At 66.2% G+C, this 26,951-nt stretch carries 20 protein-coding genes and 1 tRNA gene; 10 read left to right on the top strand and 11 right to left on the bottom strand.

Annotated elements, in window-relative coordinates:
- Window positions 1-3: 3 nt before the first annotated feature.
- From pbpC to ahcY, 6 genes are all read right to left on the bottom strand, one after another.
- On the bottom strand, window positions 4-2,013 hold the full coding sequence (gene pbpC / locus J1C52_RS09550) for a penicillin-binding protein 1C (RefSeq protein WP_227427706.1): 2,010 nt from the start codon (window positions 2,011-2,013) through the stop codon (window positions 4-6).
- Entirely contained in the window at window positions 2,010-7,391 is a 5,382-nt protein-coding gene (locus J1C52_RS09545; RefSeq protein WP_227427705.1) for an alpha-2-macroglobulin family protein, read from the bottom strand. The genes pbpC and J1C52_RS09545 overlap by 4 nt, the downstream gene beginning before the upstream one ends.
- A gap of 74 nt (window positions 7,392-7,465) precedes the next feature.
- Entirely contained in the window at window positions 7,466-8,359 is an 894-nt protein-coding gene (gene ppk2, locus J1C52_RS09540) for a polyphosphate kinase 2 (RefSeq protein WP_255618440.1), read from the bottom strand.
- An 82-nt stretch (window positions 8,360-8,441) separates the two neighbouring features.
- Window positions 8,442-8,515, bottom strand: a tRNA-Gly gene (locus J1C52_RS09535).
- Window positions 8,516-8,618: 103 nt separating this feature from the next.
- Window positions 8,619-10,781, bottom strand: coding sequence for an esterase-like activity of phytase family protein (locus J1C52_RS09530; protein WP_370633252.1), 2,163 nt, complete (start codon window positions 10,779-10,781; stop codon window positions 8,619-8,621).
- 57 nt (window positions 10,782-10,838) lie between these two features.
- Window positions 10,839-12,227, bottom strand: coding sequence for an adenosylhomocysteinase (gene ahcY, locus J1C52_RS09525; protein ID WP_227427704.1), 1,389 nt, complete (start codon window positions 12,225-12,227; stop codon window positions 10,839-10,841).
- Window positions 12,228-12,422: 195 nt separating this feature from the next.
- On the opposite strand from ahcY, the gene J1C52_RS09520 reads away from it, so the two are divergent.
- From J1C52_RS09520 to J1C52_RS09485, 8 genes are all read left to right on the top strand, one after another.
- On the top strand, window positions 12,423-14,249 hold the full coding sequence (locus J1C52_RS09520; RefSeq protein ID WP_227427703.1) for an autotransporter assembly complex protein TamA: 1,827 nt from the start codon (window positions 12,423-12,425) through the stop codon (window positions 14,247-14,249).
- On the top strand, window positions 14,249-18,079 hold the full coding sequence (locus J1C52_RS09515) for a translocation/assembly module TamB domain-containing protein (RefSeq protein ID WP_227427702.1): 3,831 nt from the start codon (window positions 14,249-14,251) through the stop codon (window positions 18,077-18,079). Before J1C52_RS09520 ends, J1C52_RS09515 begins: the two co-directional genes overlap by 1 nt.
- Window positions 18,080-18,089: 10 nt before the next feature.
- On the top strand, window positions 18,090-18,839 hold the full coding sequence (locus tag J1C52_RS09510) for an SDR family oxidoreductase (RefSeq protein ID WP_227427701.1): 750 nt from the start codon (window positions 18,090-18,092) through the stop codon (window positions 18,837-18,839).
- Window positions 18,836-19,450, top strand: a complete 615-nt coding sequence (locus tag J1C52_RS09505; RefSeq protein ID WP_227427700.1) for an enoyl-CoA hydratase/isomerase family protein — start codon at window positions 18,836-18,838, stop codon at window positions 19,448-19,450. The genes J1C52_RS09510 and J1C52_RS09505 overlap by 4 nt, the downstream gene beginning before the upstream one ends.
- 38 nt (window positions 19,451-19,488) lie before the next feature.
- On the top strand, window positions 19,489-19,848 hold the full coding sequence (locus tag J1C52_RS09500; RefSeq protein WP_227427699.1) for a hypothetical protein: 360 nt from the start codon (window positions 19,489-19,491) through the stop codon (window positions 19,846-19,848).
- Between the two features lie 35 nt (window positions 19,849-19,883).
- Entirely contained in the window at window positions 19,884-20,402 is a 519-nt protein-coding gene (locus tag J1C52_RS09495) for a copper chaperone PCu(A)C (RefSeq protein WP_227427698.1), read from the top strand.
- Between the two features lie 178 nt (window positions 20,403-20,580).
- Window positions 20,581-21,069 (top strand): twin-arginine translocation pathway signal, encoded by a 489-nt coding sequence (locus J1C52_RS09490; RefSeq protein ID WP_227427697.1) that lies wholly within the window; start codon window positions 20,581-20,583, stop codon window positions 21,067-21,069.
- A 7-nt stretch (window positions 21,070-21,076) separates the two neighbouring features.
- Window positions 21,077-21,691: a ferric reductase-like transmembrane domain-containing protein gene (locus tag J1C52_RS09485; RefSeq protein ID WP_227427696.1), complete on the top strand. Its 615-nt coding sequence runs from the start codon at window positions 21,077-21,079 to the stop codon at window positions 21,689-21,691.
- 2 nt (window positions 21,692-21,693) lie between these two features.
- On the opposite strand, the gene plsY is transcribed toward J1C52_RS09485, so the two are convergent.
- From plsY to J1C52_RS09460, 5 genes are read right to left on the bottom strand one after another with little or no spacing between them, the layout of a single operon-like run.
- Window positions 21,694-22,302, bottom strand: coding sequence for a glycerol-3-phosphate 1-O-acyltransferase PlsY (gene plsY, locus J1C52_RS09480; protein ID WP_227427827.1), 609 nt, complete (start codon window positions 22,300-22,302; stop codon window positions 21,694-21,696).
- Window positions 22,302-23,582, bottom strand: a complete 1,281-nt coding sequence (pyrC, locus tag J1C52_RS09475) for a dihydroorotase (protein WP_227427695.1) — start codon at window positions 23,580-23,582, stop codon at window positions 22,302-22,304. Before pyrC ends, plsY begins: the two co-directional genes overlap by 1 nt.
- On the bottom strand, window positions 23,582-24,025 hold the full coding sequence (locus tag J1C52_RS09470; RefSeq protein ID WP_227427694.1) for a hypothetical protein: 444 nt from the start codon (window positions 24,023-24,025) through the stop codon (window positions 23,582-23,584). The genes pyrC and J1C52_RS09470 overlap by 1 nt, the downstream gene beginning before the upstream one ends.
- Window positions 24,026-24,028: 3 nt before the next feature.
- Window positions 24,029-24,496, bottom strand: a complete 468-nt coding sequence (locus J1C52_RS09465) for a hypothetical protein (RefSeq protein WP_227427693.1) — start codon at window positions 24,494-24,496, stop codon at window positions 24,029-24,031.
- The gene (locus tag J1C52_RS09460; RefSeq protein WP_227427692.1) at window positions 24,489-25,457 is read right to left on the bottom strand and encodes an aspartate carbamoyltransferase catalytic subunit; all 969 of its coding nucleotides are present in this window, start codon (window positions 25,455-25,457) and stop codon (window positions 24,489-24,491) included. The genes J1C52_RS09465 and J1C52_RS09460 overlap by 8 nt, the downstream gene beginning before the upstream one ends.
- Before the next feature lie 109 nt (window positions 25,458-25,566).
- Between J1C52_RS09460 and J1C52_RS09455 the strand changes: the two genes are divergently transcribed.
- Complete coding sequence (locus J1C52_RS09455) at window positions 25,567-26,364, top strand: uracil-DNA glycosylase (protein ID WP_227427691.1); 798 nt, start codon at window positions 25,567-25,569, stop codon at window positions 26,362-26,364.
- Entirely contained in the window at window positions 26,361-26,903 is a 543-nt protein-coding gene (gene moaB, locus J1C52_RS09450; protein WP_227427690.1) for a molybdenum cofactor biosynthesis protein B, read from the top strand. The genes J1C52_RS09455 and moaB overlap by 4 nt, the downstream gene beginning before the upstream one ends.
- Window positions 26,904-26,951: the final 48 nt, after the last annotated feature.

Here is a 26,951-nt window from a genome sequence, read left to right as displayed (position 1 = left end):
GGCCTAGCGCAATTCCAGCTCGACCCGCGCCGCGCGGCCTGTTGCGTCGACCACCGACAGGGTGACGTAGCCGGGGCCGGTCACGGGAAGATGCGCCTCTCGCTCGAAACTGCGGGTCAGGACAGGCGCGCCATTGGCGAACCATGTAAAAGGGGCGCGGCCCCGGTCCACACGTGCCATCACCCGCCCGGCCACCGGGCGCAGCGCGGCGCCTGCGGGCGGGAAGGCCAGCTGCGGCGCGTCAGCATCCGTCGCCAGTTGCGGGCCGAAGCGGCGCAGGGGCGGCGGCAGGTCGACATGGGCCACGTCCAACGTTCCGGGCGGCGCGGGCGGCAGTGGCGCGGGGCGCGGGCCAAGCCGGGCGAACGTTTCGAACAGCACCGGCGCGGCCGCATCCAGCCCGAAAGTTCCCGGCAGGGGCGTGCCGTCTGCGCGTCCGATCCAGACGCCCGCCACATGCTGCCCGTCGAACCCCACCGCCCAGGCGTCGCGGTGGCCGTAGGACGTGCCTGTCTTGAACGCCAAGGGCCAGCCCGGCAGATGCGCGGGGCGCGGCGCGCGCGCAAGGATTTGGCCAAGATGCCATGCGGCCTCTGGGCGGATAACCTGCGCACCTTGGGCCACCGGGCCGGGGGCGGTCGTAAGTGTGACCGCTTCGCCCCTGCGCGCGATACCCGCGTAAAGCTGCACCAGCCCTTCAAGCGAAACGCCCACGCCCCCCAAGGCCACCGCCAGCCCCGGCTGGCCATCAAGCGCGGTGTCCACCCCGGCGGAGCGCAAGGCACTCATCAGGCGGGCGGGGCCGAGGGAGTTGGTCATCTCGACCACGGGCAGGTTCAGCGACAGTTGCAGCGCCTCGCGCACCGTCACGGGGCCGCGAAACCGCCCGTCGAAATTCTGCGGGGCATAGCCGCCGAAACTGGCGGGCCGGTCATTGACCAGTGTTTCAGGGTGCGCCAACCCGTCCGAGAAGGCCAGCCCATAGACCAGCGGTTTCAAGGCCGATCCGGGCGAGCGCATGGCGCGGGTCATATCGTTGAACCCCCCGCGCGCATCGTCGCCATAGGCCCCGCCGATATGCGCGCGGATGCGGCCGGTTTGCGCATCGGCTACCACAAGCGCAAGGCCCGCGCGCGGGGGCAAGTCGCGCAGCGTGTCGCGGGCCAGTTCCTCTAGCGCGGTTTGCAGGGAGGCATTTAGCGTGGTGCGGTGCAGCTTTTGTGCCGGGAGCGCGGCCACAAGGCGGTCCGCCAAGTGCGGGGCGAGCGCGGGGAAGGGGCGGCGCGCGGTCGGGATTGCCTCGCGCTTGGCCGCCTCTGCTTCGGCGCGGGTCAGCACGCGGGCAGTGACGGCGCGGTCGAGCACGCGGTCGCGGGCCATGCGTGCGGCGGCGGCATCGCGGTCGGGGCTGCGGCGGGCAGGGGATTGCGGCAAAGCGACAAGCAGCGCGGCCTGCGCGGGCGTCAGGCGTGCGGGGTCTTTGCCGAACCACGCGAAGCTGCCCGCGCGCAGCCCCTCCAGATTGCCGCCCATGGGTGCCAGGTGCAGGTAAAGCGACAGGATCGCGTCCTTGTGCAACTGCCGCTCCAGCGCCAGCGCCACCCGGATTTGTCGCGCTTTGCCCGCCCATGTGCCGGTTGGCCCGTCTTCCAGCAGACGCGCGACCTGCATGGTCAGGGTGGATCCGCCCGATACCATGCGCCCGGCGCGCGCCGATTGCCAAAAGGCACGCACCATCGCCACCGGGTCCACACCCGGATGGGTATGGAAGCGGCGGTCCTCATAAGCCAGCAGAAGCGCCAGATAGGTCTGATCCACGCGCGCGGGGTCTACCGCCAGCCGCCAGCGGCCATCGGCCACGGTATAGGCGCGCAGAAGGGTGCCGTCTTCGGCCAGAACCTCTGCCCCCGTTTCCGGGGTCAGGGGCGGCAGGTCGGTTGCATCCACCCAAGCCTCCAGCGCGAGCCAGCCCGCGACGGCAGAAGCGGCAACAAGGCCAAGCACCCATCTCATGGTGCGATGGTCAGACGGCCCGTGCCGGTTATCGCGCGCAGGCTGGGGCGATACATGTCCTCGACCTGCGCCGCCGGGTGATGGAACTCGCCCGGCGACACCGCGCGCACCGCATAGGCCAGCCGCAAGGTGGTGTCCGATGTCCAGTCCACGGCGGCCAGAAAGCGGTCGCTGCGGGCTTCGGTCATTTCGGCAAAGCCATGCAGGTTCAGCCAATCCAAGGCGCGGATATCCCCCTCGCGCAGCAGGTTCGGATTGTCGATCTCTAGGCCCGCCGGCAGCGCGTCATCCACCATCAGCCGTCCACCGCTGATGCCCCGGTCTGGGCGCACTTCCAGCACCGCAATCAGACGGTCGCCCACGCGCAAGTCGTTCAGGCTGGCGGGATCGCCTTCGGGGGTGAAGTAGCTGCGCGCGATGGTGTAGCCGTTGCCTTGGGCGGGCGGGGCCACATCCGGCACCCCGAAGGCCGTGATGGTCACGGTGGTCGCCGCTTGCCCTGTATTGGTGATGGTCCGCGCGCTGCCATCGTATAGCTGCACCACGTTGCCCGCGACCGCGCGCCCGTCCACGCTTAGCCCGCTGCCATCCGCGTCAAGCGCGACGGCGGCTTGCAGCGACCAGGCAGCTTCCTGCGTGGACAGCTCATGCACGTCCCCGCGTTGCGAGATTTGGCGCGCCAGCAGCACGCGGTCCACCGCGCCGCTGCCAGCTTCTGACGCAAGCGCCAAAAGCCCCGCGCGGTCGCGCAGGCCGGTGCCGTAGTCGCGGCGATACCCTTCGGCCCCGTCGCTGCTGGCAAGGCTGGCGGCTTGGCGGAACATGGCATCGGCGCGGGCCTGTTCGCCATAAGCCGCCAGCGCGCCACCCAGTTGTGCGGCGGCAAGGGGGGTGTCGAACTTCTCGGCCAGCGTGTCGGCGTAATAGCGCAGATCGCCGATTGCCGCCTCGCCCGCGCGCGCCAGAACGTAAAGCGCATAGGCAATGGCGGGTGCGTTGTCATACAAGTCGCCCGCCTGCGCGACCTCGTTGCGCAGGTTGTCGAGCGCCATGCGCAGCGCGGTATCGGGCAGCTCTGCGCCTTGGCCTGCCGCGCGGGTCAGCACGTCGGTGACATAGGCATCAAGCCACAGGTCATAGCCCCCCGCCGACCACAGCCCGAAACTGCCGGTGCGGCCTTGGCGCGTCAGGATGCGGTCGATCGCGGTCTGGATTCGCGTCTGCGCGTCAGGCGCGGTGACAAGGCCAAGTTCAACCGCAGCGCTGGAGGCCAGCAAAAGCGGTTGGATGCCAGAGGCCAGCTGTTCCGTGCAGCCATAGGGGTAGGCGGTCAGGCGCTGCATCAGGCCGGGCAGGTCCAACGCCGCGCCTGCGCCCGCGACGAGCGTGGCGCGCGCGCCATCGCGCAGGCCGTCGAGCGCGTTCGCGTCGAAGCGGAAGCTTTCGCCCGATGCCAGCACGAATTGCGACGAGCGCGCGATCTCCGGGTCGGTGCGCTGCACTGTCAGCGTCAAATCACGCGTCAGCACCCGGCCATCGGGCGTGGTCAGCGCCACGCTGTATTCGTGATCGCCCAGGCTGGTGGGGGCGAGTGCCAGATCCAGCACCGCGCGCCCGCCCTCTGCCAGCGTGACGGTTTGCGGCACGTTGCCCAAACCGTGGCCGGTGACGCGCAAATCCATCTCGCCCGCCGGTCCCGTGGCGTGTGTCAGTTCCAGCCGCATCCGGCTGGTGTCGCCCGGTGTCAGGAAGCGGGGCAGGCTGGGCTGCACCACGACCGGGTCGCGCACCAGCACATCGCGGCTCGCTTGGCCCACGCGCGTATCGGACCACACAACCGCCATCAGCCGCACCGTGCCGTTGAAGGCGGGCAGGTCAAAGCCGATGGTGGCTTGGCCGTTTTCCAGCGTGATCGGGCCCTCGAACAGGGCCAGCAGTGCTTCGGTCGGTGCGGGTCCGGCGCGGTCGATGCCCGACGCATCGCCACCCGAGCGCACTTGCCCCATCGCCCCGGCCCGCGCGTCGATCAACCGCCCGTATATGTCGCGCAGCGCGACGCCAAGGCGGCGCTGGCCGAAATAGTGTCCACTTGGGTCGGGCGCGTCGAAATCCGTAAGCGTCAGGATGCCAAGGTCAACGGCGGCGAGGGTCGCGTAAACCGGGCCATCGCTTTGAGCGCTGAGTGTCACCTCCATGCGTCCGCGCGGGTCGGCGGCCTCGGGCGCGTCCAGCGTGACCGCCAGCGCCTTTGCACCGGGGTCAATCGCGGCATGGGCCAGCCCCATGCTGCGGGCGGGCATCTCTTCCACAGCGTCGGCCCCGCGCAGCAGGCTGGCGGTGACATAAGCGCCGGTGCCCCAGTCGTCGGTCACGGGCAGGGTGATCTCTGACTCTCCCGTCAGTTCCACCAGTTGCATGTCGATGACACGGTCCGACAGCACGCTGACCAGCGCCATCCCCTCGCCCGTCAGGCGCAGGCGGGCGGTGTCGCCGGGGCTGTAGCTGTCACGGTCCAGCGCCACGGCCAAGCGGTCGGGCGTGTCGCGCCCGGCACTCGCCCCATACCAGCCTGCGGCGAAAGGCACCGACGCGCTGGCATAGGTGGCACCGTCATGGGCCACGCGCAGCTCATATTGGCCCCAATCGAGCGGCACGGTGATCTGGCCTTGCCCGTCCAGCGTGCCTGTCGCGATGCGGTTGCGTTCGGTGACAGGCTCCCACATCCACTGACCATCGACGCTATACCATTGATAGCGTGTCTCTATCCGGTCCACCTGCCACGCGAGCGCGCCCGCCATCGCCTGCCCGTCGGGGGCGACAAGGGCAAGGTCGAACAGGGCTTCGGCCCCTTGCGGCAGCGTGTCGTCAAAGCCGGGGCGAATGCCGATCATGGGCTGGGTTGCCGTCACGGGGGCCGAAAGCGTGCGCTCTACAGGGCGCGCGGCACCGTCCAGCAGCGTGGCGACAATGTCCAGCGTGTAAGGGCGCGCGTCAAAATCGGCGTTCTCGAAAATCAGGCGGGTTTGCAGGCGGCCATCGGCATCGGTCGTGGCATCGCCCAGCGGAAAGCGTTGCGGGTCTACGCGCTGGTCATGGCGGCCAAAGACATAGCCCGCCCACCCCTCGCGCGTTGTTGCAGGCCGCAGGATGGCGCTACCGGACAGATCAAGCCCGCCCGCCGCCGCGCCGAACAGGTGGCGCGCCGCGATTTGCAGGCTGGGCGGGTTGAGCGGGTCCACCGCGCCGCCATCGGAGAGTGACAGGTCGAAATCTATGCGTTCCGGCAGGAAATCCTCGACCAGCAGGCGCGCGCTGGCCAGTGCGGGGGCGTCGGGGTCCGACAGCAAGTCCAGCCGCCACGCGCCGCGCGGCACATCGGCCCCAAGCGGCAGCGCAAAGACATGGCCGCCTGCGCGGTCGTCGGTGCTGAGCGCGCGGGAATATTCCACCCCATCGGGCCGCATCAGCCGCGCGATCACGGGCAGGCCGGGCAAGGCCGCCGCGCTTGCGTCACGGGCAAGGGCGGTTGCGTGGATCACCTCTCCGGGCCGATAGGCGCCGCGATCGGTGGCGATGAACATGTCGATCGGGCCAGGTGCGGCGCGCCCCTCAACCCCGCGATCCGATAGGTCGAATTCCGGGTCTTCCAGCGACAGCGCGGTCGTGTCGTCGCCCTGTGCCACGGTAATCAGCGCGGGCGCGGCACTGCCCGTGCCTGCGGCGAGGGCCGCCGGGAAAACCGCCATGCCCTGCGCGTCGGTCATAGCCTGCCCCAGCACCCGGTTCGATCGTGCGACCAACGCGACCTCTGCCCCCGCCACCGGCTGCCCGGTCGAGAGCGCTTGCACCACCACATGCAGCCCGTCGCTGCCCGACAGGCTGGACAGCCCCAGATCGGACACCATGAACCATTGCGAGGCGGGCGACACGTCATAAGGGTCGCGCCCCGGCACTGCGGCTTGCAGCAGATAGGCACCGGGGGCGAGCGCCCCGGCTTCGGCCAAGGGCAGGCGCGAGCGGGTTTCGCGGTTTAGCGCGCCCTCCAGCGTGGCGCTGCCCTGCCAGACCAGTTCACCCAGCTCAGAGGTCAGGATCTCGGCATCCCAAGTGTCCAGCGCTTGGGCGAAATTGCCGTTGCGAATGGCGGTCACAAGGTTGCGGTCGGAAATGCGGTAGAGCGCAAGGTCCAGCGCATCGGTATTCACGGTTTCGACCGGCAGCGCGCGCGGGCCGGTCGCGGGCAGCACGTAGCCGCGCCCCGGAAAGCGCACCAAGGGCGCGCGGTCGCGGATATAGACCGCCAAGGGCACATCGCGCGCCAGCGTGTCGCCACCAGCCGCAGGCAGGCCCGCGCGCAGGCGGATTTCATAGCGCGCACCGTAATCGACGCCGGTCAGGCAAAGCTGGCTGTCCTCGACCTCTACCGCCAAGCCGGTCGCGTCGCCCGCAAGGAAGGGGGCGTAATCGCGGCTGGCGACCAACGGTTCGGAAAACCGCGCGCAGATGCGCGGGGTGGCGGTGTTGCTGTCCACGTCATGCGACAGCAGGCGAAAGCCGTATTGCTCGCGCAGCCGCGCAAGCGTATCGGGCGCAATGCCGGGGCTGCGGGCCTCGGCCAGACGGAGCGCGGCCAAGGCATCCTCGCCCCGGAAACGTTTTTCCAGCGCATCGGCCAGGACCACAAGCGCGGGCGCGGGTGTGTCCATGCGCAGCGCGGCATTGGTGGCAGCAAGGATTGCTTGGTTTTGCAGCTCTGCGCGCGGTTGGTTGTCGCGCGCGGCTTGCGCCAGAAGCGCTTGAGCATGGGCCAGCCATGCCGTGCCCGATTGGGCAACGGTCACGGCAGCCCCGCTGAACAGAACGGCCCGCTCGCCGGTCGCGCCGTCCAGAAGCGCCGCTTCGGACAGTCCATTGGCATAATAGCGTTCCGCCATGGTGTCGGCCTGCGCGCGCGCAAGGTCCAGATCGCGCGCGGACAGAAAGCCCAGCTCTGCCCGCGCCCGGCCCGCTTGCGAAAGAGCGGCTTGCGGCATGGGCGTGATCCGCCCCGACAGCGCGCCCTCAAAGGCGATCGGGTCGCCCGGTTGCGATTTCGGGAAACACGCGCCCGCGCGCTGGTTAAAGGTGAACGCCGTGCACTCCGGGTCGCGCAGGCAAGCCGCGTGGCATTGCGCAAGGTTGGTGTTGAAGATCGGCGTCAGGTCGCCGCCCGGCAGGTCGGTATTGTCCAGCATGGTCGCAAAGCGCGGCGGCAGGGGGCCGTCCTGCTGCGCTTGGGCGGGCAAGCCAAGTGCGAGTGCCGCGCCCAAGATCAACCCGGTCAGGGCGGTTTTGCGCGTGCGCGACGTATTTTTGGCAAGATGAAGCAGATGCAGCATGGTGGCCCCCCGGCGCTGGATTTCGATCCAGTCTAGCACAGGGGGCGCGATCTGGCACCTGATGCGTGGCGCGTCTAGCTGCCGTCATCCCAGATTTCGGGTTGCCACAGGGCAGGCGTTCCGCAGATGGCCGGGTCCGGCGCGGGGATCTTCGCCTTGCCGTCATAAGGGATCTGCCCAAGGATATGCTGGATCACGGCAAGGCGCGCGCGATACTTGTCCTCTGACCGGATAACGGTCCAGGGGGCGGCGGCGGTGTGGCTGCGCTCGAATGTCTCGGCAATGGCATGGGTGTAGCTGTCCCATTTGCCCAAGCCTTTCACGTCAATGCCCGACAGCTTCCAATGCTTCATCGGATCGCCCTCGCGTGCCAGCAGGCGGCGCAGTTGTTCGGCGCGGCTGACATTGAGCCAGATCTTGATGAAATGGATACCGTCCTGCACCAGCAGGTTCTCGAACCCCGGCAACTGGTCAAAGAATGCGGCGCGCTGGGCGGGTGTGCAAAAGCCGAAGACATGTTCGACCATTGCGCGGTTGTACCAGGATCGGTCGAACAGAACCATCTCGCCGCCCGCAGGCAAGCGGGTGACGTAGCGCTGGAAATACCATTCGCGCGCCTCGCGGTCGGTGGGTTTGGGCAGCGCTTCGACCTTCAGGATGCGGTGGCTCATCACCTCGGCGATGCGGTTGATTGACCCGCCCTTGCCAGCTGAATCGCGCCCTTCGAAGATGACCACAACCCGCGCGCCAGTGGTGCTGATCCAGTGTTGCAGTTTCATCAGCTCCAGTTGCAGCGGTTCCAACGCGTCCTTGTAGTCGTCCTTGTCCATCCAGCGCGGATAGGGGTAGTCGCCAGCCAGCGTGTCGCGTTTGCGGGCGTCCTCGACCGTTTCGCGCAGCGCCTTGGGCGCGTCATTTTCCATGTAGGCCGTGACCTGACCGGCAAGGGGCATGGGGATGTCGGACATGGGGCGTGCGCCTTTCGCATGGGATATTGTCGCCAGCAAATGCCGAACCGGGGCGCATTGCAAGGGATGTGTTGCGAAGGGCTGGAGCGGGCAGCGGGAATCGAACCCGCACCAAGAGCTTGGAAGGCTCGTGTGATACCATTTCACCATGCCCGCGCTGCGCGTGGGGTAGCGCAAGGGCGGGCGTTGGTCAAGCGGGCTGGGTGGGCAAAAGGGCGGCCCATGTGGACCGCCCCATCGCAAACGCCAAGGGTTTCGATCACATCGGCGGGATGCTGAAGAACATCGTCTCGCCCGAATGGTCATCGACGCCGTCATTGTCGGTCGAGACCCACATCGTGCCATCCGCCGCAATCGCCAGCCCTTCGACCTTGTCCAGCACGTAACCGCCGGTTGATGTGAGATAGGGCAGCAGGTCGACCACAAGTTCCTTCTCCAGAACGTTAGGCGTCTCGTCAAGTGCGACCATGCTGACACTGTCCAACGCGACGCGGGTGATGTGCTTGGTAACAGCGGCGGTGGCGTGCTGGTTGTCGCGTTCGACGAAATACAGGAACCCGTCATGTGCCACGATTTCCGACAGGCCGACCCAGCCGGTGGCGGGGGCTGTCAGCGGGTAGTGGGCGACCGACCATCCCTCGGTGTCCAGATTGTAGCCTAGCACCTTGGCATGGTTCGCCGGATCGTCGCGCCATTCGCGCTGCACGGCGATATAGAGCATATCATCCACACGGGTGATGCCTTCGAAGCCAAAGCGGCGCTCAACCGCCAGCAGCTCGTTCGGGAGCGTGATATAATCCTCGATCGCGCCATCCGCGCCCACATGGTAGATCGCGTGCGGCACCAGACGGTCCAAGCGGCCCTCGGATGCGACCCAAAATCCGCCTTCGCCATCCAGCGCAATGCCTTCCATGTCCATCAGTTGCGCGGGCGCGCCTTCGCGGGTGATGCGAATGGCATCGACAATGCGCGCGGGCGTCTGGCTGACGTCGATATGGAAGATCGTCGGCTGCATGCCATAGAAGCTGTCGGACACGGCATAGATCGTGCCATCCTCGGCCATGACTTGGCCAGAGATCGCGCCCCAACCCGTCAACTCGTCCATGCCTGCGCTGGTCAGGTGCGGATAGGCGGCGGGTGCGTCCTGATACTCGTAGATCATGACATGCGCCGGGGCCGCTCCATCTTCGCGACCGTCGAATTCGTTGGCAGTGGCCAGCAGGTTGCGGCCGGGAATGGCAATCGCGCCTTCGGGAGAGATGCCAGAGGGCAGCAATTGCGCCAGCGCGGGCGCGGTCGGATCGGTCATGTCATAGACGCCGATGACAGAAGCGCGTTCGGCCAAGATGAACATCATCGGCGTGCCGCCGAATGTGCCGAATTCCATGCCTTCGGGTTCCACGCCCTTGTTGGCCGAGCGTTCTTCCGGGTAGTGGCCGATCTGGACGATGGCATGTTCGAACGCGGTGCCAGCCTCGAACAGTTCTGTCCCGTCGCGGTGGAACACGGTGAAGCCACGGCTGCCGCCATCCATGTCGCCTTCATTGGCGATGACGACATGGTCCGTGTCGATCCACTGCACGGCATCGGGTTCGCGCGGAATGTCGGTCAGGGTTTCGGTGAAGAGAAGCGCGCCCTCTTCGGTCGCGTCAACGCCTTCAAGGCTGACCGAACCCGCCGGGAAATTGCTGAGCACCTCGCCCGCGCTGGATACGACCACGATATGGTTGTTTTCCTGAAGCGTGATGACAATCTCGCCATTGGCGTTCACGTCCACGAATTCGGGTTCCGGGTCTTCACCAGCCACGTCGGCCAAGCCCGTCAGGTCCACGCGGATTTGGGCTGCGCAATCCATGCTGCTGCCATCGCCCAAGGGCTGGATCACCAGATAGCCGGCAGGCATTTGCGGCACGCGGCCATCGCCTGCATCCTCATCGCGCTCGTTTTCAATGGCGACGGTGATGAAGCTGCCATCGGGGGCCACGGCGGTGCTGTCGGGTTGGCCGCCCAGATCGCAAGACGCGACCACATCGCGAGAAACCGCATCAATCGCGTGCAACACGCCCGACGGGTTGGTGAAGCTCTCAGAGGTATTCTCGGCCACGAACACGGTCTGGCCAAGGGCTGACACGGCGGTCGGTTCGCCATTCGGCGGCGCGAAGGTGCCAGCGGCCTGCGGGTTCGCGGGGTCGGTGATGTCGATGAACCCGATCACGCCCGCCGGGCTGTCGGAATAGACCAGCGTCATGCCGTCGCCCGTGGCGGCGATGATCTCGGCAGAGGTTTCTTCTGCATCGGGAGTGTTCAGCGCGACAGGGAAGGACGCGATACGGTTGAAGTTCGATTGCGCCAGGGCCGGGGCGGCAAGCGCGCCGGTGGCCATCAGGGCAAGGATAGACACACGATTGAGAAAAGGCTCCATCGGGTGAGTGATGGAGCCTTCGTTAGTGTGCGCCTGTAACGGCTATGTGACGCAAGGTCAGTAGCGGTAGTGTTCCGGCTTGAACGGGCCTTCGACCGTCACGCCGATATAATCGGCCTGATCGGGGCGCAGTTCCGTCAGCTTCACGCCGATGCGGGCCAGATGCAGGCGGGCGACCTTTTCATCCAGATGCTTGGGCAGCAGGTAGACGCCGGGCTTGTATTCGTCGCCCTTGGTCCACAGCTCGATCTGCGCCAGAACTTGGTTGGTGAAGGATGCCGACATCACGAAAGACGGGTGGCCGGTGGCGTTGCCAAGGTTCAAAAGGCGGCCTTGGGACAACAGGATCATGCGGTTGCCCGAGGGCATTTCGATCATGTCCACCTGGTCCTTGATGTTGGTCCATTTGTGGTTCTTCAGGGCAGCGACCTGAATTTCGTTGTCGAAATGGCCGATATTGCCGACGATCGCCATGTCCTTCATCTCGCGCATATGCTCGATGCGGATCACGTCCTTGTTGCCGGTGGTGGTGATGAAGATGTCGGCGGTCGAGACCACGTCTTCCAGCGTCACGACCTCGAACCCGTCCATCGCGGCTTGCAGCGCACAGATCGGGTCGATCTCGGTCACTTTCACGCGGGCACCTGCGCCACGAAGCGACGCGGCAGAGCCCTTGCCCACATCGCCATAACCGCAAACAACGGCGACCTTGCCGGCCATCATGGTGTCGGTCGCGCGGCGAATGCCGTCGACCAGCGATTCCTTGCAGCCATACTTGTTGTCGAATTTCGACTTGGTGACGCTGTCGTTCACGTTGATCGCGGGGAAGGGCAGTTGGCCGTTCTTGTGCAGGTCATACAGACGGTGCACACCCGTGGTGGTTTCTTCGGACACACCCTTGATCGCGTCGCGCGTCTTGGTGAACCAGCCGGGGGTCTCCGCCATGCGCTTCTTGATCTGCGCCTTGATGACCGCTTCTTCCTCGGATTGCGGGACGGGGATGATGTCTTCGCCTGCCTCGGCCCGCGCGCCCAGCAGAACGTAAAGCGTGGCATCGCCGCCATCATCCAGGATCATGTTCGCGCCCTCAGCGAACATGAAGGATTTGTCCAGGTAATCCCAATGCTCTTCCAGCGTCTGCCCCTTGACGGCAAAGACCGGGATACCCGCTTTCGCGATGGCCGCCGCGGCGTGGTCCTGCGTCGAGAAGATGTTGCACGACGCCCAGCGCACATCTGCCCCCAGCGCGACCAGCGTTTCGATCAGAACGGCGGTCTGGATCGTCATGTGCAGCGAGCCGACGATCCGCGCGCCTTTCAGCGGTTTGGAGTCGCCAAATTCCTCGCGCAGCGCCATCAGGCCGGGCATTTCGGTTTCGGCAATATCCAGTTCCTTGCGACCGAATTCGGCCAGCGCGATGTCGCGGACAACGTAGTCTTGCGCCATATGCCCAAGCTCCTTGTGGTGAAAATAATCGACTTGGCGCGCAGATAGCACTCCAAGGCCACAGCGACAATAGCGCGTCCTGACGCGTGGGTCGGGCGCGTCGGCAGGATCACGCCATCCTGACAGAGTTTCGAGTTGTCGCGCGGGGTTCGATCTGCGACAACACCAACAAGCTGGATCGAAACTGGCAGCACGGTGGACCTTTTGGTCAAGTTCGAAGTGGGTAAACATGTGCGACCAGCCAAGCGGTTGGGGCAAGCACTGGGTGTCTGGCTGTTGCTGGCTGCGCCAGCATGGGCGTTTTCCGATCTGCAATTCCGTGTTCAGGGCGGCTCTGAGGAGTTGCGCACGGCGCTGGAGCGCGCCTCTCTGATCCGTCAGGCGCAGGCCCAGAACGTGGTCGACCCGCTAGAGGTGTTCTCGACCGCGCGGGCCGAATATGGCCGGTTGATCGGGGTGTTCTACGAGCAGGGCTATTACGCCCCGCAAATCTCGGTGCGCGTGGATGGGCGCGAGGCGGCGGATATCTCGCCGCTCGACCCGCCTGCGCAGGTGCGCGAGATCGTGGTCGAACTGGTCCCCGGTCCGGCCTTCGAATTCGGGCGCGCCCAGATCGCGCCGCTGGCCCAAGGCACCGTGTTACCCGAAGGGTTCGCGCCCGGTGCGCCCGCGCGCAGCACCGCGATCCGCGAGGCGACGGGCACCGCGATCGACCAATGGCGCGCGCAAGGCCATGCAAAGGCAGAGCCGACCGGGCAAGCGATCACCGCCAACCACCCCGCGCGGGCGCTGGATGTGGCGATCACGCTCACCCCCGGCCCGCGCCTGACTTTCGGCGCGCTGCGGCCCGACGGGCAACAAGCCGTGCGGCCCGAGCGCATTGTCGAAATCGCGGGCCTGCCCACGGGCGAAGTATTCGACCCCGAGCAAATCGACCGCGCCGCACAGCGCTTGCGTGCGACGGGCACCTTTTCCTCGGTCGCGCTGCGCGAGGCAGAGGCGGCCAATGCCGATGGGTCGCTGGATATTGCCGCCAACGTGGTCGAAGCGCCGCCGCGCCGCATTGGCGCGGGCATCGAATACGATACCGAACGCGGCGGCAAGCTGAGCGGCTTCTGGCTGCACCGCAACTTTCTGGGCGGGGCCGAGCGCTTCCGCATAGAGGGCATGGTCGATGGTCTGGCCGCGCGTGCCGGTGGTCTGGATTACAGCCTTGGCATCGAATTCTCGCGCCCGGCCACGTTCACGCCCGACACGACCCTGACCTTCGAGCTGCTGGCCGAAACCGAGAAAGAGCCGGATTTCGAGGCCCGCCGTGTGCGCGCCGATGTCAAGCTGGTGCACCGCTTCAGCGATGATCTCAGCTTTTCGGGCGGCTTGGGTGTTTTGGCGGAACGCGCCGATTTCGGCCCCGCGCTGGGCATTCGCCGCGATTACCGCCTGCTGCTCTTGCCTTTTGATGCGACCTATGATCGCCGCGATGACGAACGCAACCCGCGTTCCGGCTACTATCTGAACGCCAGCCTGACGCCGTTTTACGGCACCGGGGCCACGGGCGCGGGCGCGCGCGGTACGGCGGATGCGCGCGGCTATTATCCTGTGGGCGAACGCGTGGTTCTGGCGGGCCGTGCCCAACTGGGTGCCGTCTATGGCCCCGGCCTGTTCGCGACCCCGCGCGACTTCCTGTTCTATTCGGGCGGCGGCGGGTCGGTGCGGGGGCAGCCCTATCGCAGTTTGGGCGTGACCACCGGCGGCGTGTTCTCGGGCGGGAAGGGCTTTGCCTCGACCACGCTGGAGCTGCGGATGCAGGCCACCGACACCATCGGTTTGGCCGCCTTCGCGGATGCCGGCTATGTCTCTGCGGGCACGTTCACGGGGGCTTCGGCATGGCACGCCGGCGCGGGGATCGGTATTCGCTATGACACGGTCATCGGCCCGTTGCGGCTGGATGTGGGCTTCCCGGTGCGTGGCACGACGGGGCGCGGTGCGCAGCTTTACCTGGGCATCGGGCAGGCGTTTTGATGCGCCGGTGGTGGATCGCGATCCTGCTCGTCCTTGGACTGGGCGTTGCCGCCGTTGCGCAAGACACGGGCCTTCCGGGGGCCGAAGAAAGCGATGTGGGCTTTCTGACGCGTATCCTGCAAGACAGCCTGTCGGACCGTGGCCGCGCCGTGCGGATCGTGGGCTTTCAGGGCGCACTATCCTCGCGCGCGACCTTTGACGAGATGACCATCGCGGATGACGAAGGCATCTGGCTGCGCATAAGCGATGCGGCGCTTCAGTGGAACCGCGCGGCGCTGTTCCAGCGCCGGATCGAAATCTCTGAGATTTCGGCGGCGAAGGTCGAGGTGTTGCGCACGCCCGTCGCCCCGCCTTCGGACGAGCTGGTGCCGTTCCAGCGGTTCGAATTGCCCGATCTGCCTGTGTCGGTCGAACTGGGGCAACTGGCGCTGGCCGAAGTGTCGCTTGCGCCCGAATTGCTGGGTCAGGCCGTGCGCGCCGGGGTCAGTGGGCGCGCCGATCTTGAAGGGGGTGCGGGTGCGGCCACGCTGGTGTTAGAGCGGCTGGACGCGGTGGAAGGCCGCTTCACGCTCGACGCCGCCTTCTCGAACGAGACGCGCAACCTGTCCCTGTCGCTGGAAGCCGTGGAAGCGCCCGGCGGCATTGCCGTATCGCGGTTGAACGTGCCGGGCCTGCCTTCGGCCGAGTTGCGGGTCGAGGGCGATGGCCCGATCGAGGATTTCGCCGCCGATATTCGCCTTGCAACCGATGGCCAGCCCCGTGTGGAAGGGCGGTTCGAATTGCAGACGGCACAGCCCGGTGTGAAGCAGGCGGTCGCGCTGAACCTGACGGGCGATCTGCGGCCCTTGCTGGCCGAAGCCTATCATCCGTTTTTCGGCGATCAGAGCACCTTCACCACCCGCGCCCGTCGTTTCGACGATGGGCAATTGTCGCTTGATGCGCTGAGCGTGCGCACCCAGACCCTGTCGGTCGATGGTCGCGCCCGCGTGGGGGCCGAAGGCCTGCCCGAGTTGATCGATCTGCGCGGCACCTTGGTGGACCCCGAAGGCGACCGCGTGCTTTTGCCCTTGGCCGGGGCCGATACCAGTGTGGAAAGCGCCGATCTGCAACTGACCTTCGACGCCGCGCGCAGCGAGGACTGGGAGCTGTTGCTGGACCTGATCGGCTTCGACAACGGCGATTTCGCGGTCGAATCCCTGTTCGTGAATGGTTTGGGGCGCATCACCTCGCAGGCCTTTGGCGAAGACCGCGACACCATTGACGCGCTGGTCGATTTCTCGACCCTCGGCTTGTCGGCCCGCGACGAAAACCTTGGCGCGGCAATCGGGCGCAACGTGAACGGCTCGATCGCCTTCATCTGGCGCGAAGGGCAGCCCTTCCTTATGCCCGGCTTCCTGCTGGAGGGGCGCGACTACGCGCTTCAGGGTCGTGCACGTCTGAACGAGGGCCGGGTCGAGGCCGATATCCGCGCGGCCTATACCGATATTTCGCGCCTGTCCGGTTTGGCAGGGCGCCCCTTGAGCGGCGCGGTCGACGCCGAACTTAGCGGCCTGTTTGGGCCAGAGCGCGACCGTTTCGACCTTACCGCTACCCTGACGGGCCGGGATCTGGCGCTGGACCAGCCGCAACTGGATGCGCTTTTGGCCGATGACAGCGTGATTACCCTATCCGCCGTTGGCGCGGATGGGCAGATCACCCTGCGCGAGTTCCGGGCCGAGGCGCAGACGCTGAGCGTCGATGCGTCGGGGCAGCTCTCGGCAGAGCTTGTGGACCTGTCAGGCCGTGTGGACATGACCGATCTGGCCGTCCTTGGCCCCCAATATGGAGGTCGGATAGAGGCTGATCTGTCCTTGAGCGGTCAACCCGACACCGCAGAAGTTGCGCTGACCGCGCGCGCCCGCGATCTGGCGCTTGGCCAGCCCGATCTGGACCGCGCCTTGCGCGGCGAAACCCGGCTTGACCTGTCGGGCCAGCGCGACGGGATGGCGTTCGACCTGACGCGGCTGGACCTGACCAACCCGACGCTGAACGCGCAGGTCGCGGGCCGGATTGATCCCGGCGCTTCCGTGCTGGATGGCGCTTTCGCCTTGCCCGACCTAGGGGCGGTGCGCCCGGCGTTTCGCGGCGGGATCAGCGGCACGCTGGGCCTGCGCGAGGACGGGCAGGATCGCCGCGTGTCGCTCAGCGCGGAAACCCGCGATCTGGCCTTCGGCGCGGCCGCCGCCGACCGCGTTCTGGCCGGGCGCCATACCGTGCAGCTCGATGCGATCGCTGGCCCCGAGACGGTGCTGCTGGAACGGTTGGTCATCGACGGCCCCGCGCTGGCGGCGACTGTGTCAGGACAATTGCGCGACGGGCGGCCCGACCTGGCCTTGCAGGCGCGTCTGGCCGATCTGGCACTGGTCGCGCCGGGTATTGCCGGGGCGCTGTCGCTGTCGGGCCAAGCGCGCGACACGGGCGATGCCTATGCGCTGAATATGACCGCCAATGGACCGGCGGGGCTGAAAGTGTCGGTGGATGGCACCTTGTCGAAAACCCTGCAATCCGACCTGCGCATTGCCGGAACGACCGACATTGCCCTTGTCAACCCGCGCATTGAACCACGTTCGGTGCAAGGTCCGGCGCAGTTCGACATGGCGTTGCGGGGTCCGCTACGTCTGGAATCTCTCAGTGGCACGGCAAGTTTGAGCGGCATCACAGTGGTCGCGCCTCGCCGCGCCTTGCGCTTGTCGGGCGTCAACGCGCGCGCCGATCTGGCCGGTGGGCGGGCGCAGATCACGCTCAGCGGGCAATCAGCGCAGGGCGGCACGATCGCACTTGACGGCGGCATCTCGCTTGTGCCGCCTTTCGATGGGGCGTTGCGCGCGCGGCTTGATGCGTTGCGCGTGGTCGATCCGCAATTGTTCGAAGTGTCCGTCACTGGCGATCTGGGCATTTCCGGTGCGCTGACGCGCGGCCCGACCGTGGCCGGGCGGTTGCAACTGGACAGCATGGAATTGCGCATTCCCCGCGTGGGGCTGACAGGGCCGGCCTACATACCGCCCAACATACGCCATGTGGGCGAAACCGCTGGCGCCGAAACCACTCGCGCCCGTGCCGGTATTTTCGCGGGCGAAACCCATGGCCGCGTGCGCTACCCGGCCAGCCTGGACCTTGAAATCGACGCGCCCAACCGGATCTTCATCCGGGGTCGCGGGCTGGATGCCGAGCTTGGCGGCAACCTGCGCCTGACTGGCACCACCGCCGATGTCATTCCCATCGGGCAGTTCAACCTGATCCGGGGGCGTCTGGACCTGCTGGGCAACCGCTTTGCCCTGAATGAAGGCTTTGCCAGTTTGCAGGGCGATTTCATGCCTTTCGTGCGGCTCATCGCCTCTACCGAGCGCGAGGGCGTGAGCGCGCGCATCGTGTTGCAGGGCCGCGCGAACGAGCCGGAAATCCTGTTCGAATCCAGCCCGGAATTGCCGCAGGAAGAGATCGTCTCGCTGCTGCTGTTCGGGCGCGGGTTCGAGACGCTCAGCCTGTTTCAGGCCGCGCAGCTGGCCTCTTCGCTGGCCACGCTGTCGGGGCGGTCCGAGGGGATCTTGGAGCGCCTGCGCCGCAACGTGGGGCTGGACGATCTGGATGTGCGCGCCGATGAGGATGGCGAGGCCACTCTGCGTCTTGGCCGTTACCTGACAGAGAATGTCTATACCGATCTGGAAGTGAACCCGCAGGGCGACAGCGAAGTGTCGATCAATATCGACCTCTCGCCCTCGCTGACCGCGCGCGGACGGGTGGACAACGACGGGCGCTCCAGCGTCGGGCTGTTTTTCGAGCGGGACTATTAAGGGGGGCGCCATGTCTGTTGACCTGTCATCGCTGCGGGGCAAGGCGGTGCTGATTACCGGGGCCAGCCGGGGTATTGGCGCGGCGGCCGTGCACGCTTTCGTGCAGGCCGGGGCACAGGTCGGCATGATCGCGCGCGATAGCGCCGCGTTAGAGGGGGTGGCCAAGGACACGGGCGCGTTGCCCCTTGTCTGCGACATGACCGATTTTGCCGCCGTCGCGGATGCGGTCGCGCAGATGCAGGACCGTTTCGGCAAGCTGGATGTGCTGGTCAATAACGCGGGCGTCATCGACCCGATTGCCCCCTTGTCGCAGGCTGACCCCGCCGAATTCGGGCGGCTGATCGACATCAACCTGAAAGGCGTGTTTCACGGGCTTCGCGCGGCCATGCCCGCGATGGGGCCGGGCGGCACGATCATCACCATAGGGTCGGGGGCCGCGCACAACCCGCTGGACGGGTGGGGCGCTTATTGCAGCTCCAAGGCGGGCGCATGGATGCTGACGCGCGTGGCCGCAAAGGAAGCGCCGCATTTGCGCATCATGAGCCTGTCGCCCGGCACGGTCGCCACCGACATGCAGCGCACCATCCGCGCAAGCGGCATCAACCCGGTCAGCCAGTTGGATTGGGACGTGCATATCCCGCCCGAGTGGCCCGCGCTTGCGCTGGCATGGATGTGCACGCCCGATGCCGATGACTGGGTCGGGCAGGAAATATCCCTGCGCGACGAAGGGATGCGCAAACGCTTGGGGCTGGGTGCATGATCGGGTTCGATGCGACGGGCGATCTGTGGACGATCACCCTCAACCGCCCCGACAAGGCGAATTCCCTGACGCCCGAGATGCTGGAAACCCTGAGCGAGATTACCGCGCGCACGGACCTGCCCAAAGCGCTGATCCTGACCGGCGCGGGGCGTGTGTTCAGCGCCGGGGCCGATCTGGACGCGGCGCGCGCGGGGCTTGCGACGTCGCCCTTGTGGGAACGCTTGTCGGGCCAGATCGCTGGCTTGCCTTGCCTGACCATCGCGGCCCTGAACGGCACGCTGGCGGGCGGCGCGTTCGGCATGGCGCTGGCCTGCGACCTGCGGCTGGCGGTGCCGGGGGCGAAATTCTTCTACCCGGTGATGAAGCTGGGCTTTCTGCCGCAACCCTCGGACCCGGCGCGCATGGCATCACTGATCGGTCCGGCACGGGCCAAGATGATCCTGATGGCAGGGGCCAAGATCGGCGCGGACGAGGCGCTCTCATGGGGCCTGATAGACCGCATCGCCGCGCCAGAGGCGTTGCTGGGCGATGCCCGCGCCTTGGCCGCCGATGCTTGTGCGGCCACGCCCGCGCATATTGCTGCCATCAAGCAGCTTGTCGTGCCGGACTAGGCTAGGCTAGGTCCATTCTTCCGGCTAGAACCACTTTCATGCAACGTTTGATCGCCCTTCTGACCCCGTTTGCGCTGGCCCTTGTGCTGGCGCTTGGGTCCGTGGGATTTGCGCGCTCGCACAATGCAGGGGCGGGCGTTGACCAATATGTCATCTGCACCGGCTACGGGCTTGTCACCATCTCGGTGGACGAAAACGGCAATCGCGTGGCCGATGGCGTGCCATGCCCCGACAGCATTGCGCTTTCTGCGGCCTTGCCCGACCTTGCCCCGGCGCTGGCGGTCCAGCGGCTGACAAGGTCGGCCGTCACCCTTGTCCGCTCGGCGGCGGTGCACCACCCGCAAACCACCAATTCCGCGCACGCGGCCCGTGCGCCCCCTGTCCCAGTCCTTGCCTGATCCTGACATATCAACGCAAAGACAAAGGACATGACATGAAACGCTTTGCAGTCGTGGCGGCAACCGCCGCTTTCTTCGCCCTGCCGGTTTCGGCGGATATCATCATCAATGACGCCTATGCGCGCGTGGCCTCGCCCATGGCGCAATCCGGCGCGGCCTTCATGGGCATTCAGAACACCGGCGCGGAGGATGACCGCCTTGTCGCCGCGCGCTCTGACGTGGCGCAGCGGGTCGAGTTGCACACCCATATCGCCGATGGCGACATCATGCGCATGGTCGAGGTCGAGGAAGGCTTCGAAATTCCCGCAGGCGACACGCATATGCTGGAACGCGGTGGCCATCATGTGATGTTCATGGGCCTGAACCGCAAGCTGGCCCATGGCGACGAGGTTGCCGTCACGCTGGTGTTCGAGAAGGCGGGCGAGATGGAGGTCATCATCCCCGTCGATCTGGAACGCAATGACGTGACCGGCGCGATGGGCGGCATGAAGATGGACCACGGCAATATGGGTGGCCATGGCGCCATGCAGATGAACCACGGCCAGCAGCAGTAACGGACATGGGGCGCGCGCGCGGCTAGGCCCTGCGCGCGCTTTGCCATAAGGGCAGGAAGCGCCCTTGGATTCCCACGTCTTGGGATGACATATCTATGATTTGGCAAAGCTCGCTGTGTTGCTACGTTCTGACGTATGGGTCGCCAAGACGCCCGCCCGTCAGCAGAGGAGACGACAGATGAGCCAATACCTGTTCCAGCGCCGTCACGTGCTTGCGGGCACAGGCCTGATTGCCGCGAGCGCGCTGACCGGGCTGAGTTTGCCGGCACAGGCGCAATCGCTTGCCCCCACCCGGACCATGCGCGGCGGCGCGAATAACTACCTGCCCGGTGCCCCGATCGTGGACCGTATTGGTGGCGGTGGTTTCTGGATGACCGGCACGGTGCGCCGAGCGGGCGATGGCGCGCCCTTGGCAGGCCAACGCATTCAGATTTGGGCGCACACGACCGAGGGGCATGAACGCGACCCTCATAGCCACGGGGCGACACTGACGGACGAGAACGGTGAGTTCCGACTGGAAATGCCGCAGATCGTGCCCGCCTTTGGCCAGCCGCATGGGCATCTTGCCTATGACAGCGGCGCGTTCAAAACCGTGTTCCTGCGCCCGGTCATGGCCAGTGCCGACCTGACCACGCTGGAAGCGCATTTCGTGCTGGAACCGGCCTGACCGCGACATGGTGAACCAAAGGCTTCGCGCGGTCCTGATCTGGGCCGGGGTGCTGGCGGCGATTGCCCTGCCCCTGCTGGTTGCTGCGCGCAGCCCCTATTTGGCATGGCGCGATCCGGTCTACATCGCGTCGGGCTTCGCAGGCATCCTTGGCTTCGGCCTGTTGCTTTTGCAGCCGCTTCTGGCGGACGGACGGCTACCGGGGCTGAGCGTGCCCCGTGCGCGCCGGGTGCATGGGTATGTGGGCCTTGGAGTGCTGCTTGCCGTGCTGGTGCATATTGGCGGCCTGTGGCTGACAAGCCCGCCTGATGTGGTCGATGCGTTGCTGCTGCGCTCGCCCACGCCGTTTTCGGTTTGGGGCGTGTTGGCCATGTGGGCGATTTTCGCAGCCGCGGCCATTGCCGCGCTGCGCCGCAAGTTGCACGTCCGCCCCAGCCTGTGGCGGATGCTGCATATCCTGTTGGCGGTGCTGATCGTGGCGGGCACGATCCTGCACGCTCTGCTGATTATCGGCACCATGGGCACAGTCACGAAATACATGCTGGCCGCGCTGGTCGGTCTGGCTACCGCGTGGCTGCTTTATAACCGCCGCGCCCAGTTGCTTTTACGTGGGCGCCGGTAGCGTCACGTCTTCTTCTTGAAGCGCGGCTCGGTCCGGTTCCACAGCCGTTTGATATTGTCGCGGTGCTTGTAAAAGACCAGCAGCTTGGCCACGACCAGCACCCCCACCACGGGCAAATAGCCCAGGAACCCCGCATAGATCGAGGACATGCCGCAGGCCGTCAGCCCCGCAAGCGACGAGTAGCGGCTGGCCTTGAAGGTCACGATCCATGTCGCGCAGGTGGCCAGCCCCACGGGCCAGGCCAGCGCCAGCGTGATGCCGATGAAGGTGGCAACGCCCTTGCCGCCCTTGAACCCGATATAAACCGGGTAAAGATGGCCGATGAATGCGGCAAGCGCCGCCATCTGCGCCGCGTCCGGCCCGATCAGCCAGCCCGCCAGAAGCGCCGCGATCGCGCCTTTCAGCGCATCCAGCGCGAAGGTGGCGATGCCCGCGGCCTTGTTGCCCGTGCGCATGACATTGGTGGCCCCGATATTGCCAGAGCCGATAGCGCGCAGATCGCCCAACCCCATGACGCGGGCAATGACCACGCCGAAGGGGATAGAGCCGACGAGGTAGGACACCAGCCCCACAATGCCGAGTAGCCAAAGGGGGGTCACAAGTTCCGGGATCATGCGGGCACCTCTTGCGCGCTGAATACGCATTGACCGGCGACATAGGTGGCCAGCACGCGGCCTTCCATCCGGGCACCGTCATAAGGGGTGTTCTTGGATTTGGACGCCAGTTTGAACCGGTCCAGCACGAAAGGCGCGTCGGGGTCGAACAGGACCAGATCGCCCGGTGCGCCTTTGGCCAGACGTCCGCCCGCCAGCCCGAGGCGCTTGGCCGGGTTCAGCGACAGCGCGCGCCAGATCAGGGGCAGGGGCAGCCCTTCGGAATGGTAAAGCCGCATTGCCGCCGGCAACAGGGTTTCCAGCCCAACCGCGCCCGAGGCCGCTTCCTCGAACGGCAGGCGCTTCGATTCCTCGTCCTGCGGGGTGTGCATGGAACAGATGACGTCGATCAGCCCATCCGCCACAGCCTGCACCATGGCGCGGCGGTCATCCTCGGACCGCAGGGGCGGGGTGAATTTGAAGAAGCTGCGGTAGCTGCCCACGTCCAGTTCATTCAGCGTCAGGTGGTGGATGGAAATGCCTGCCGTCACATCCAGCCCATTGGCCTTGGCGCGCTCCAGTGCGGGCAGGGTGCGCGCGCAGGTGACTTGATCGGCGTGGTAGCGCACGCCGGTCATTTCCACCAAGCCCATGTCGCGGTCGAACCCCATCCGTTCTGCCATGGGTGACACGGCGGGCAGGCCGCGCAGCGACGCGAATTTGCCCGATGTGGCGCAAGCGCCGCGCGACAGGCCGGGGTCTTGCGGGTGGCCGATGACCAGCGCGCCAAGCCCGCGCGCATAGGCCATGCAGCGCGACAGAACCTTGGTGTCGGTGCTGACGCGGTCGCCATCGGTAAAGGCTACCGCGCCCGCATCCAGCAGAAAGCCGATTTCCGCCATCTCGCGCCCCTCGCGCCCGCGGGTCAGCGCGGCCATGGCGCGGATGTTCACAGGCGTGCGCGCGGTGGCGCGGCGGGTGACGTATTCCAGCACTTCGGGCGTGTCGATGGCCGGGTCGGTGTCAGGGCGCATCACGATGGTGGTCACGCCCCCGCGTGCCGCCGCCAAGCCCGCTGTGCGCAAGGATTCCTTGTGCTGCGCGCCCGGCTCGCCTACCTGCACGCCCATGTCGACAATGCCGGGGGCCAGGCATTTGCCGCCGCAATCGACCGCCTGCGCGCCATCGGGGCAGGGGGCATCCCGTTCCACGATCTGCCCGTCCTTGACCAAAAGCGTGCCGATATCATCGGTGCCGGTCTCGGGATCAATCAGCCGCGCGTTGTGGAACCAAAGCATCAGACGCCTTCCTTTTGGGCAATCGTGTCGCGCAACAGCGTGGCGACGGCAGAGGGGTTCACCAGCAGGCTAAGCGTATGGCTGGCCTTGTCGGTGCGCAGGGTCAGCTGCGTCAGCCAAACGCGGATGCGGCGAATGTCGGACAGGGGAACCGAGGTTTGTGCGTCCAACACAAGGCGGCGGTCGGTCAACCAATAGGTGGGCATGGGCCGCATCAGGCGCTGCGCGGCAATCGGGCCGAACAGGAAGCCCAGTGTAATCAGCGTGCCCAGTGACGACCCGGCCCCCGCCGCGCCGCGTGCGCTGTCATAGAGGAAGAACACCGCCGAGAAGACCAGCAGCCCCAGCGTGCCCAACAGCGCCTCGAACAGGATCGCGATCTCGCGATCCTGAGGCACGAGGGCCACAAGCGTTTCGCCGGGCTGCAAGCTGATCTGGGCCACCTGTCACGCCCCCTTGCGTTTCGCGCGTTTCTGGCGGGCGGCCTCTATGTCGGCGACAACCTCTTCGGCGCGGTCGATATGCTTTATCAGGTATTTGTCGCCCGCCTTGGTGATGATCTGAATATCGCCCATCAGGCGGCGCACGGTTTCCAGTTCCAACAAATACACGCTGCGCCCGCCCGGCCCGATCAACCGAGTGTTGGTCAGCCGCCAGCGGAACTTCATCTGCTCGGTGTAAAGCCACGCGCCGCGAACGGCCAAGGCCAGCACCGCACCCAAGGCGCCAATCGCGGCATAGGGCGACCCGATTGCCCAAAGCACCACGCCCGCGCCGACCATGCCCAGCACGCCCAGAACCCCATGGTCGCGCCAGTAGCGGCCCTTGTCAGAGCGGATTTCGCGCAGCATCTTCTCGCCCGGTTCCAGCGGGATGTCGTCGGTATCGGGGCGGGTTTCGATCTGTTCATTCATCGGCAATCCTCCGCAAACGGTCGCGTTCACGGCGGCGGCGCAGGTTTTGCGCCAGAAGGTCCATCGCTGCCATGCGCACCGCGACGCCCATTTCCACCTGTTCCTGAATGACAGAGCGGTTGATGTCATCGGCAATCGCGCCGTCGATTTCCACGCCCCGGTTCATCGGGCCGGGGTGCATGACGATGGCGTCATCCTTGGCATAGGCCAGCTTCTCGGCATCGAGCCCGTAACGGTGAAAATACTCGCGCTCGGACGGAACGAACCCGCCATCCATCCGCTCGCGCTGAAGCCGCAGCATCATCACCACATCGGCGCCTTCCAGCCCGGCTTTCATGTCGTCGAACACCTCGACGCCGAACTCCTCGACCCCTTTGGGCATAAGGGTTCCGGGGCCGACAAGGCGGACGCGGTTTTCCATCTTGCCCAGCAGGATCAGGTTCGAGCGTGCGACCCGGCTATGGGCAATATCGCCGCAAATGGCCACGGTCAGGCGGTGCAGCCGCCCCTTGGTGCGGCGGATGGTCAGCGCATCCAAAAGCGCCTGCGTGGGGTGTTCATGCTTGCCATCGCCCGCGTTCAGAACCGCGCAAGTCACCTTTTGCGCCAGCAGGTCCACCGCGCCGGAACTGCCATGACGCACCACCAGCAGGTCGGGATGCATGGCGTTCAGCGTCAGCGCCGTGTCGATCAGCGTCTCGCCCTTCTTCACGCTGGACTGCGCGACGGACATGTTCATCACATCCGCGCCCAGCCGCTTGCCTGCCAGCTCGAAACTGGCTTGCGTGCGGGTGGAGTTCTCGAAGAACATGTTGATCTGCGTCATGCCTTCCAGCGCGCGGGCGTGCTTTTCGGCGCTGCGGTTCAGCGCGACATACTGCTCTGCCAGGTCGAGGATGGTGGTAATCTCGACCGGGTGCAGATGTTCGATGCCCAGAAGGTGATCTTGGGTAAACGTCATGGGCCACTCGCGCGATGGGTCAGCGCACCGGGTATAGAAACCAAGGGTCCATGCGGCAAGGGCAAAGCGCGCGCTTTCCCTTGGCGCGTGGGCGCGCTACCTGTGGGTCATGGAATCGGCTTGGCAACAGGACTGGCATCTGGCGCGCGCCTATCTGGCGTGGCAGGCAGAGCTTGGCGCGACGGAAGCGATTTGCGACGCGCCGGTCAATCGTTACGATCTGCCCGACAAGTTGGCAAAACCGGCTGCCAAGCCTGTGGCGGCAGCCCCCGTGCCCATGCCCGAGCAGCCACAGGTGGACCCGGTCGCAGAGGCGCAGGCCATGGCGCAAGCGGCCCCCGATCTGGACGCGCTTCACGCTGCCATGGCCGCCTATGAACACTGCGAGTTGAAACGCGGCGCGCGCAACCTTGTGTTCTGCGACGGGGTGGCGTCCGCGCGCGTCATGATCGTGGGCGAGGCACCGGGCCGCGACGAGGACCGCGTGGGCAAGCCCTTCGTGGGCGAAGCCGGCCAAATGCTGGACCGTATGTTCGCCGCCATCGGCATGGACCGCGCCGCACCCGACCCGGCCCGCGCGCTGTACATCACCAACGTGCTGCCATGGCGCCCGCCGCAAAACCGCGACCCCTCGACCGAGGAACGCGCGATGATGCGGCCTTTCGTGCTGCGCCATATCGAACTGGCCGCCCCGGACATCCTGATCCTGATGGGCCGCATTTCGGCCAGCACGCTTCTGGACCGCGATGTGCGGATCACCAAGGAACGCGGGGCGTGGCAAACCGTCTTGGGTCGCCCCGCCATGCCCATGCTGCACCCCGCCTACCTGCTGCGCAACCCGGCCGCCAAGCGAGAGGCTTGGGCCGACCTGCTATCCCTGCAAGCCAAGCTAAGAGAGGCGACATGAGCCGTATCGACCCCGACAAACCCTTCATGCCCGTGCGTTTCGCGGTGCTGACCGTGTCCGACACCCGTGCGCTGGCCGATGACAAGTCGGGCGATGTGCTGGCGGGGCGGATCGAGGGCGCGGGCCATGTGCTGGCCGCGCGCGACATTGTCCGCGATGAGCGGGACCTGATCGCCGCCAAGCTGCGCGACTGGTGCGCCGACGATGGCATCGACGCCATCCTGACCACCGGCGGCACCGGGCTGACGGGCCGCGATGTGACCGTAGAGGCGCATCGCGACGTGTATGAGAAAGAGATCGAGGCTTTCGGGACCGTGTTCACCATCGTGTCGATGCAGAAGATCGGTACCTCTGCCATCCAGTCGCGCGCCTGCGCGGGCGTAGCGAATGGCACCTATCTGTTCGCGCTGCCCGGCTCTCCGGGGGCGTGCAAGGATGCGTGGGACGAAATCCTGTCGCTGCAATTCGATTTCCGGCACCGCCCTTGTAACTTTGTCGAGATTTTTCCCCGCCTGGACGAACATTTGCGACGGAAGTGACGCCCTGCGGCGTTATAGCGGGTTGAACCGACCCTCTTCCCGGCCCGT

The organism is Roseibaca sp. Y0-43, assembly GCF_020667835.1.
Classification (GTDB): Bacteria; Pseudomonadota; Alphaproteobacteria; order Rhodobacterales; family Rhodobacteraceae; genus Roseinatronobacter.
The sequence above is the reverse complement of the archived record's forward strand: the minus strand, read 5'-3'. Positions and strand labels throughout refer to the sequence as shown.

Coding starts and splice junctions, on each gene's coding strand:
- J1C52_RS09465 (WP_227427693.1), bottom strand. CDS start 24,496: ATGAATGAACAGATCGAAACCCGCCCCGATACCGACGACATCCCGCTG.
- J1C52_RS09510 (WP_227427701.1), top strand. CDS start 18,090: ATGTCTGTTGACCTGTCATCGCTGCGGGGCAAGGCGGTGCTGATTACC.
- J1C52_RS09505 (WP_227427700.1), top strand. CDS start 18,836: ATGATCGGGTTCGATGCGACGGGCGATCTGTGGACGATCACCCTCAAC.
- J1C52_RS09485 (WP_227427696.1), top strand. CDS start 21,077: ATGGTGAACCAAAGGCTTCGCGCGGTCCTGATCTGGGCCGGGGTGCTG.
- J1C52_RS09455 (WP_227427691.1), top strand. CDS start 25,567: ATGGAATCGGCTTGGCAACAGGACTGGCATCTGGCGCGCGCCTATCTG.
- moaB (WP_227427690.1), top strand. CDS start 26,361: ATGAGCCGTATCGACCCCGACAAACCCTTCATGCCCGTGCGTTTCGCG.
- J1C52_RS09515 (WP_227427702.1), top strand. CDS start 14,249: ATGCGCCGGTGGTGGATCGCGATCCTGCTCGTCCTTGGACTGGGCGTT.
- J1C52_RS09500 (WP_227427699.1), top strand. CDS start 19,489: ATGCAACGTTTGATCGCCCTTCTGACCCCGTTTGCGCTGGCCCTTGTG.
- ppk2 (WP_255618440.1), bottom strand. CDS start 8,359: ATGTCCGACATCCCCATGCCCCTTGCCGGTCAGGTCACGGCCTACATG.
- pyrC (WP_227427695.1), bottom strand. CDS start 23,582: ATGCTTTGGTTCCACAACGCGCGGCTGATTGATCCCGAGACCGGCACC.
- J1C52_RS09495 (WP_227427698.1), top strand. CDS start 19,884: ATGAAACGCTTTGCAGTCGTGGCGGCAACCGCCGCTTTCTTCGCCCTG.
- J1C52_RS09545 (WP_227427705.1), bottom strand. CDS start 7,391: ATGCTGCATCTGCTTCATCTTGCCAAAAATACGTCGCGCACGCGCAAA.
- ahcY (WP_227427704.1), bottom strand. CDS start 12,227: ATGGCGCAAGACTACGTTGTCCGCGACATCGCGCTGGCCGAATTCGGT.
- pbpC (WP_227427706.1), bottom strand. CDS start 2,013: ATGAGATGGGTGCTTGGCCTTGTTGCCGCTTCTGCCGTCGCGGGCTGG.
- J1C52_RS09490 (WP_227427697.1), top strand. CDS start 20,581: ATGAGCCAATACCTGTTCCAGCGCCGTCACGTGCTTGCGGGCACAGGC.
- J1C52_RS09530 (WP_370633252.1), bottom strand. CDS start 10,781: ATGGAGCCTTTTCTCAATCGTGTGTCTATCCTTGCCCTGATGGCCACC.
- J1C52_RS09460 (WP_227427692.1), bottom strand. CDS start 25,457: ATGACGTTTACCCAAGATCACCTTCTGGGCATCGAACATCTGCACCCG.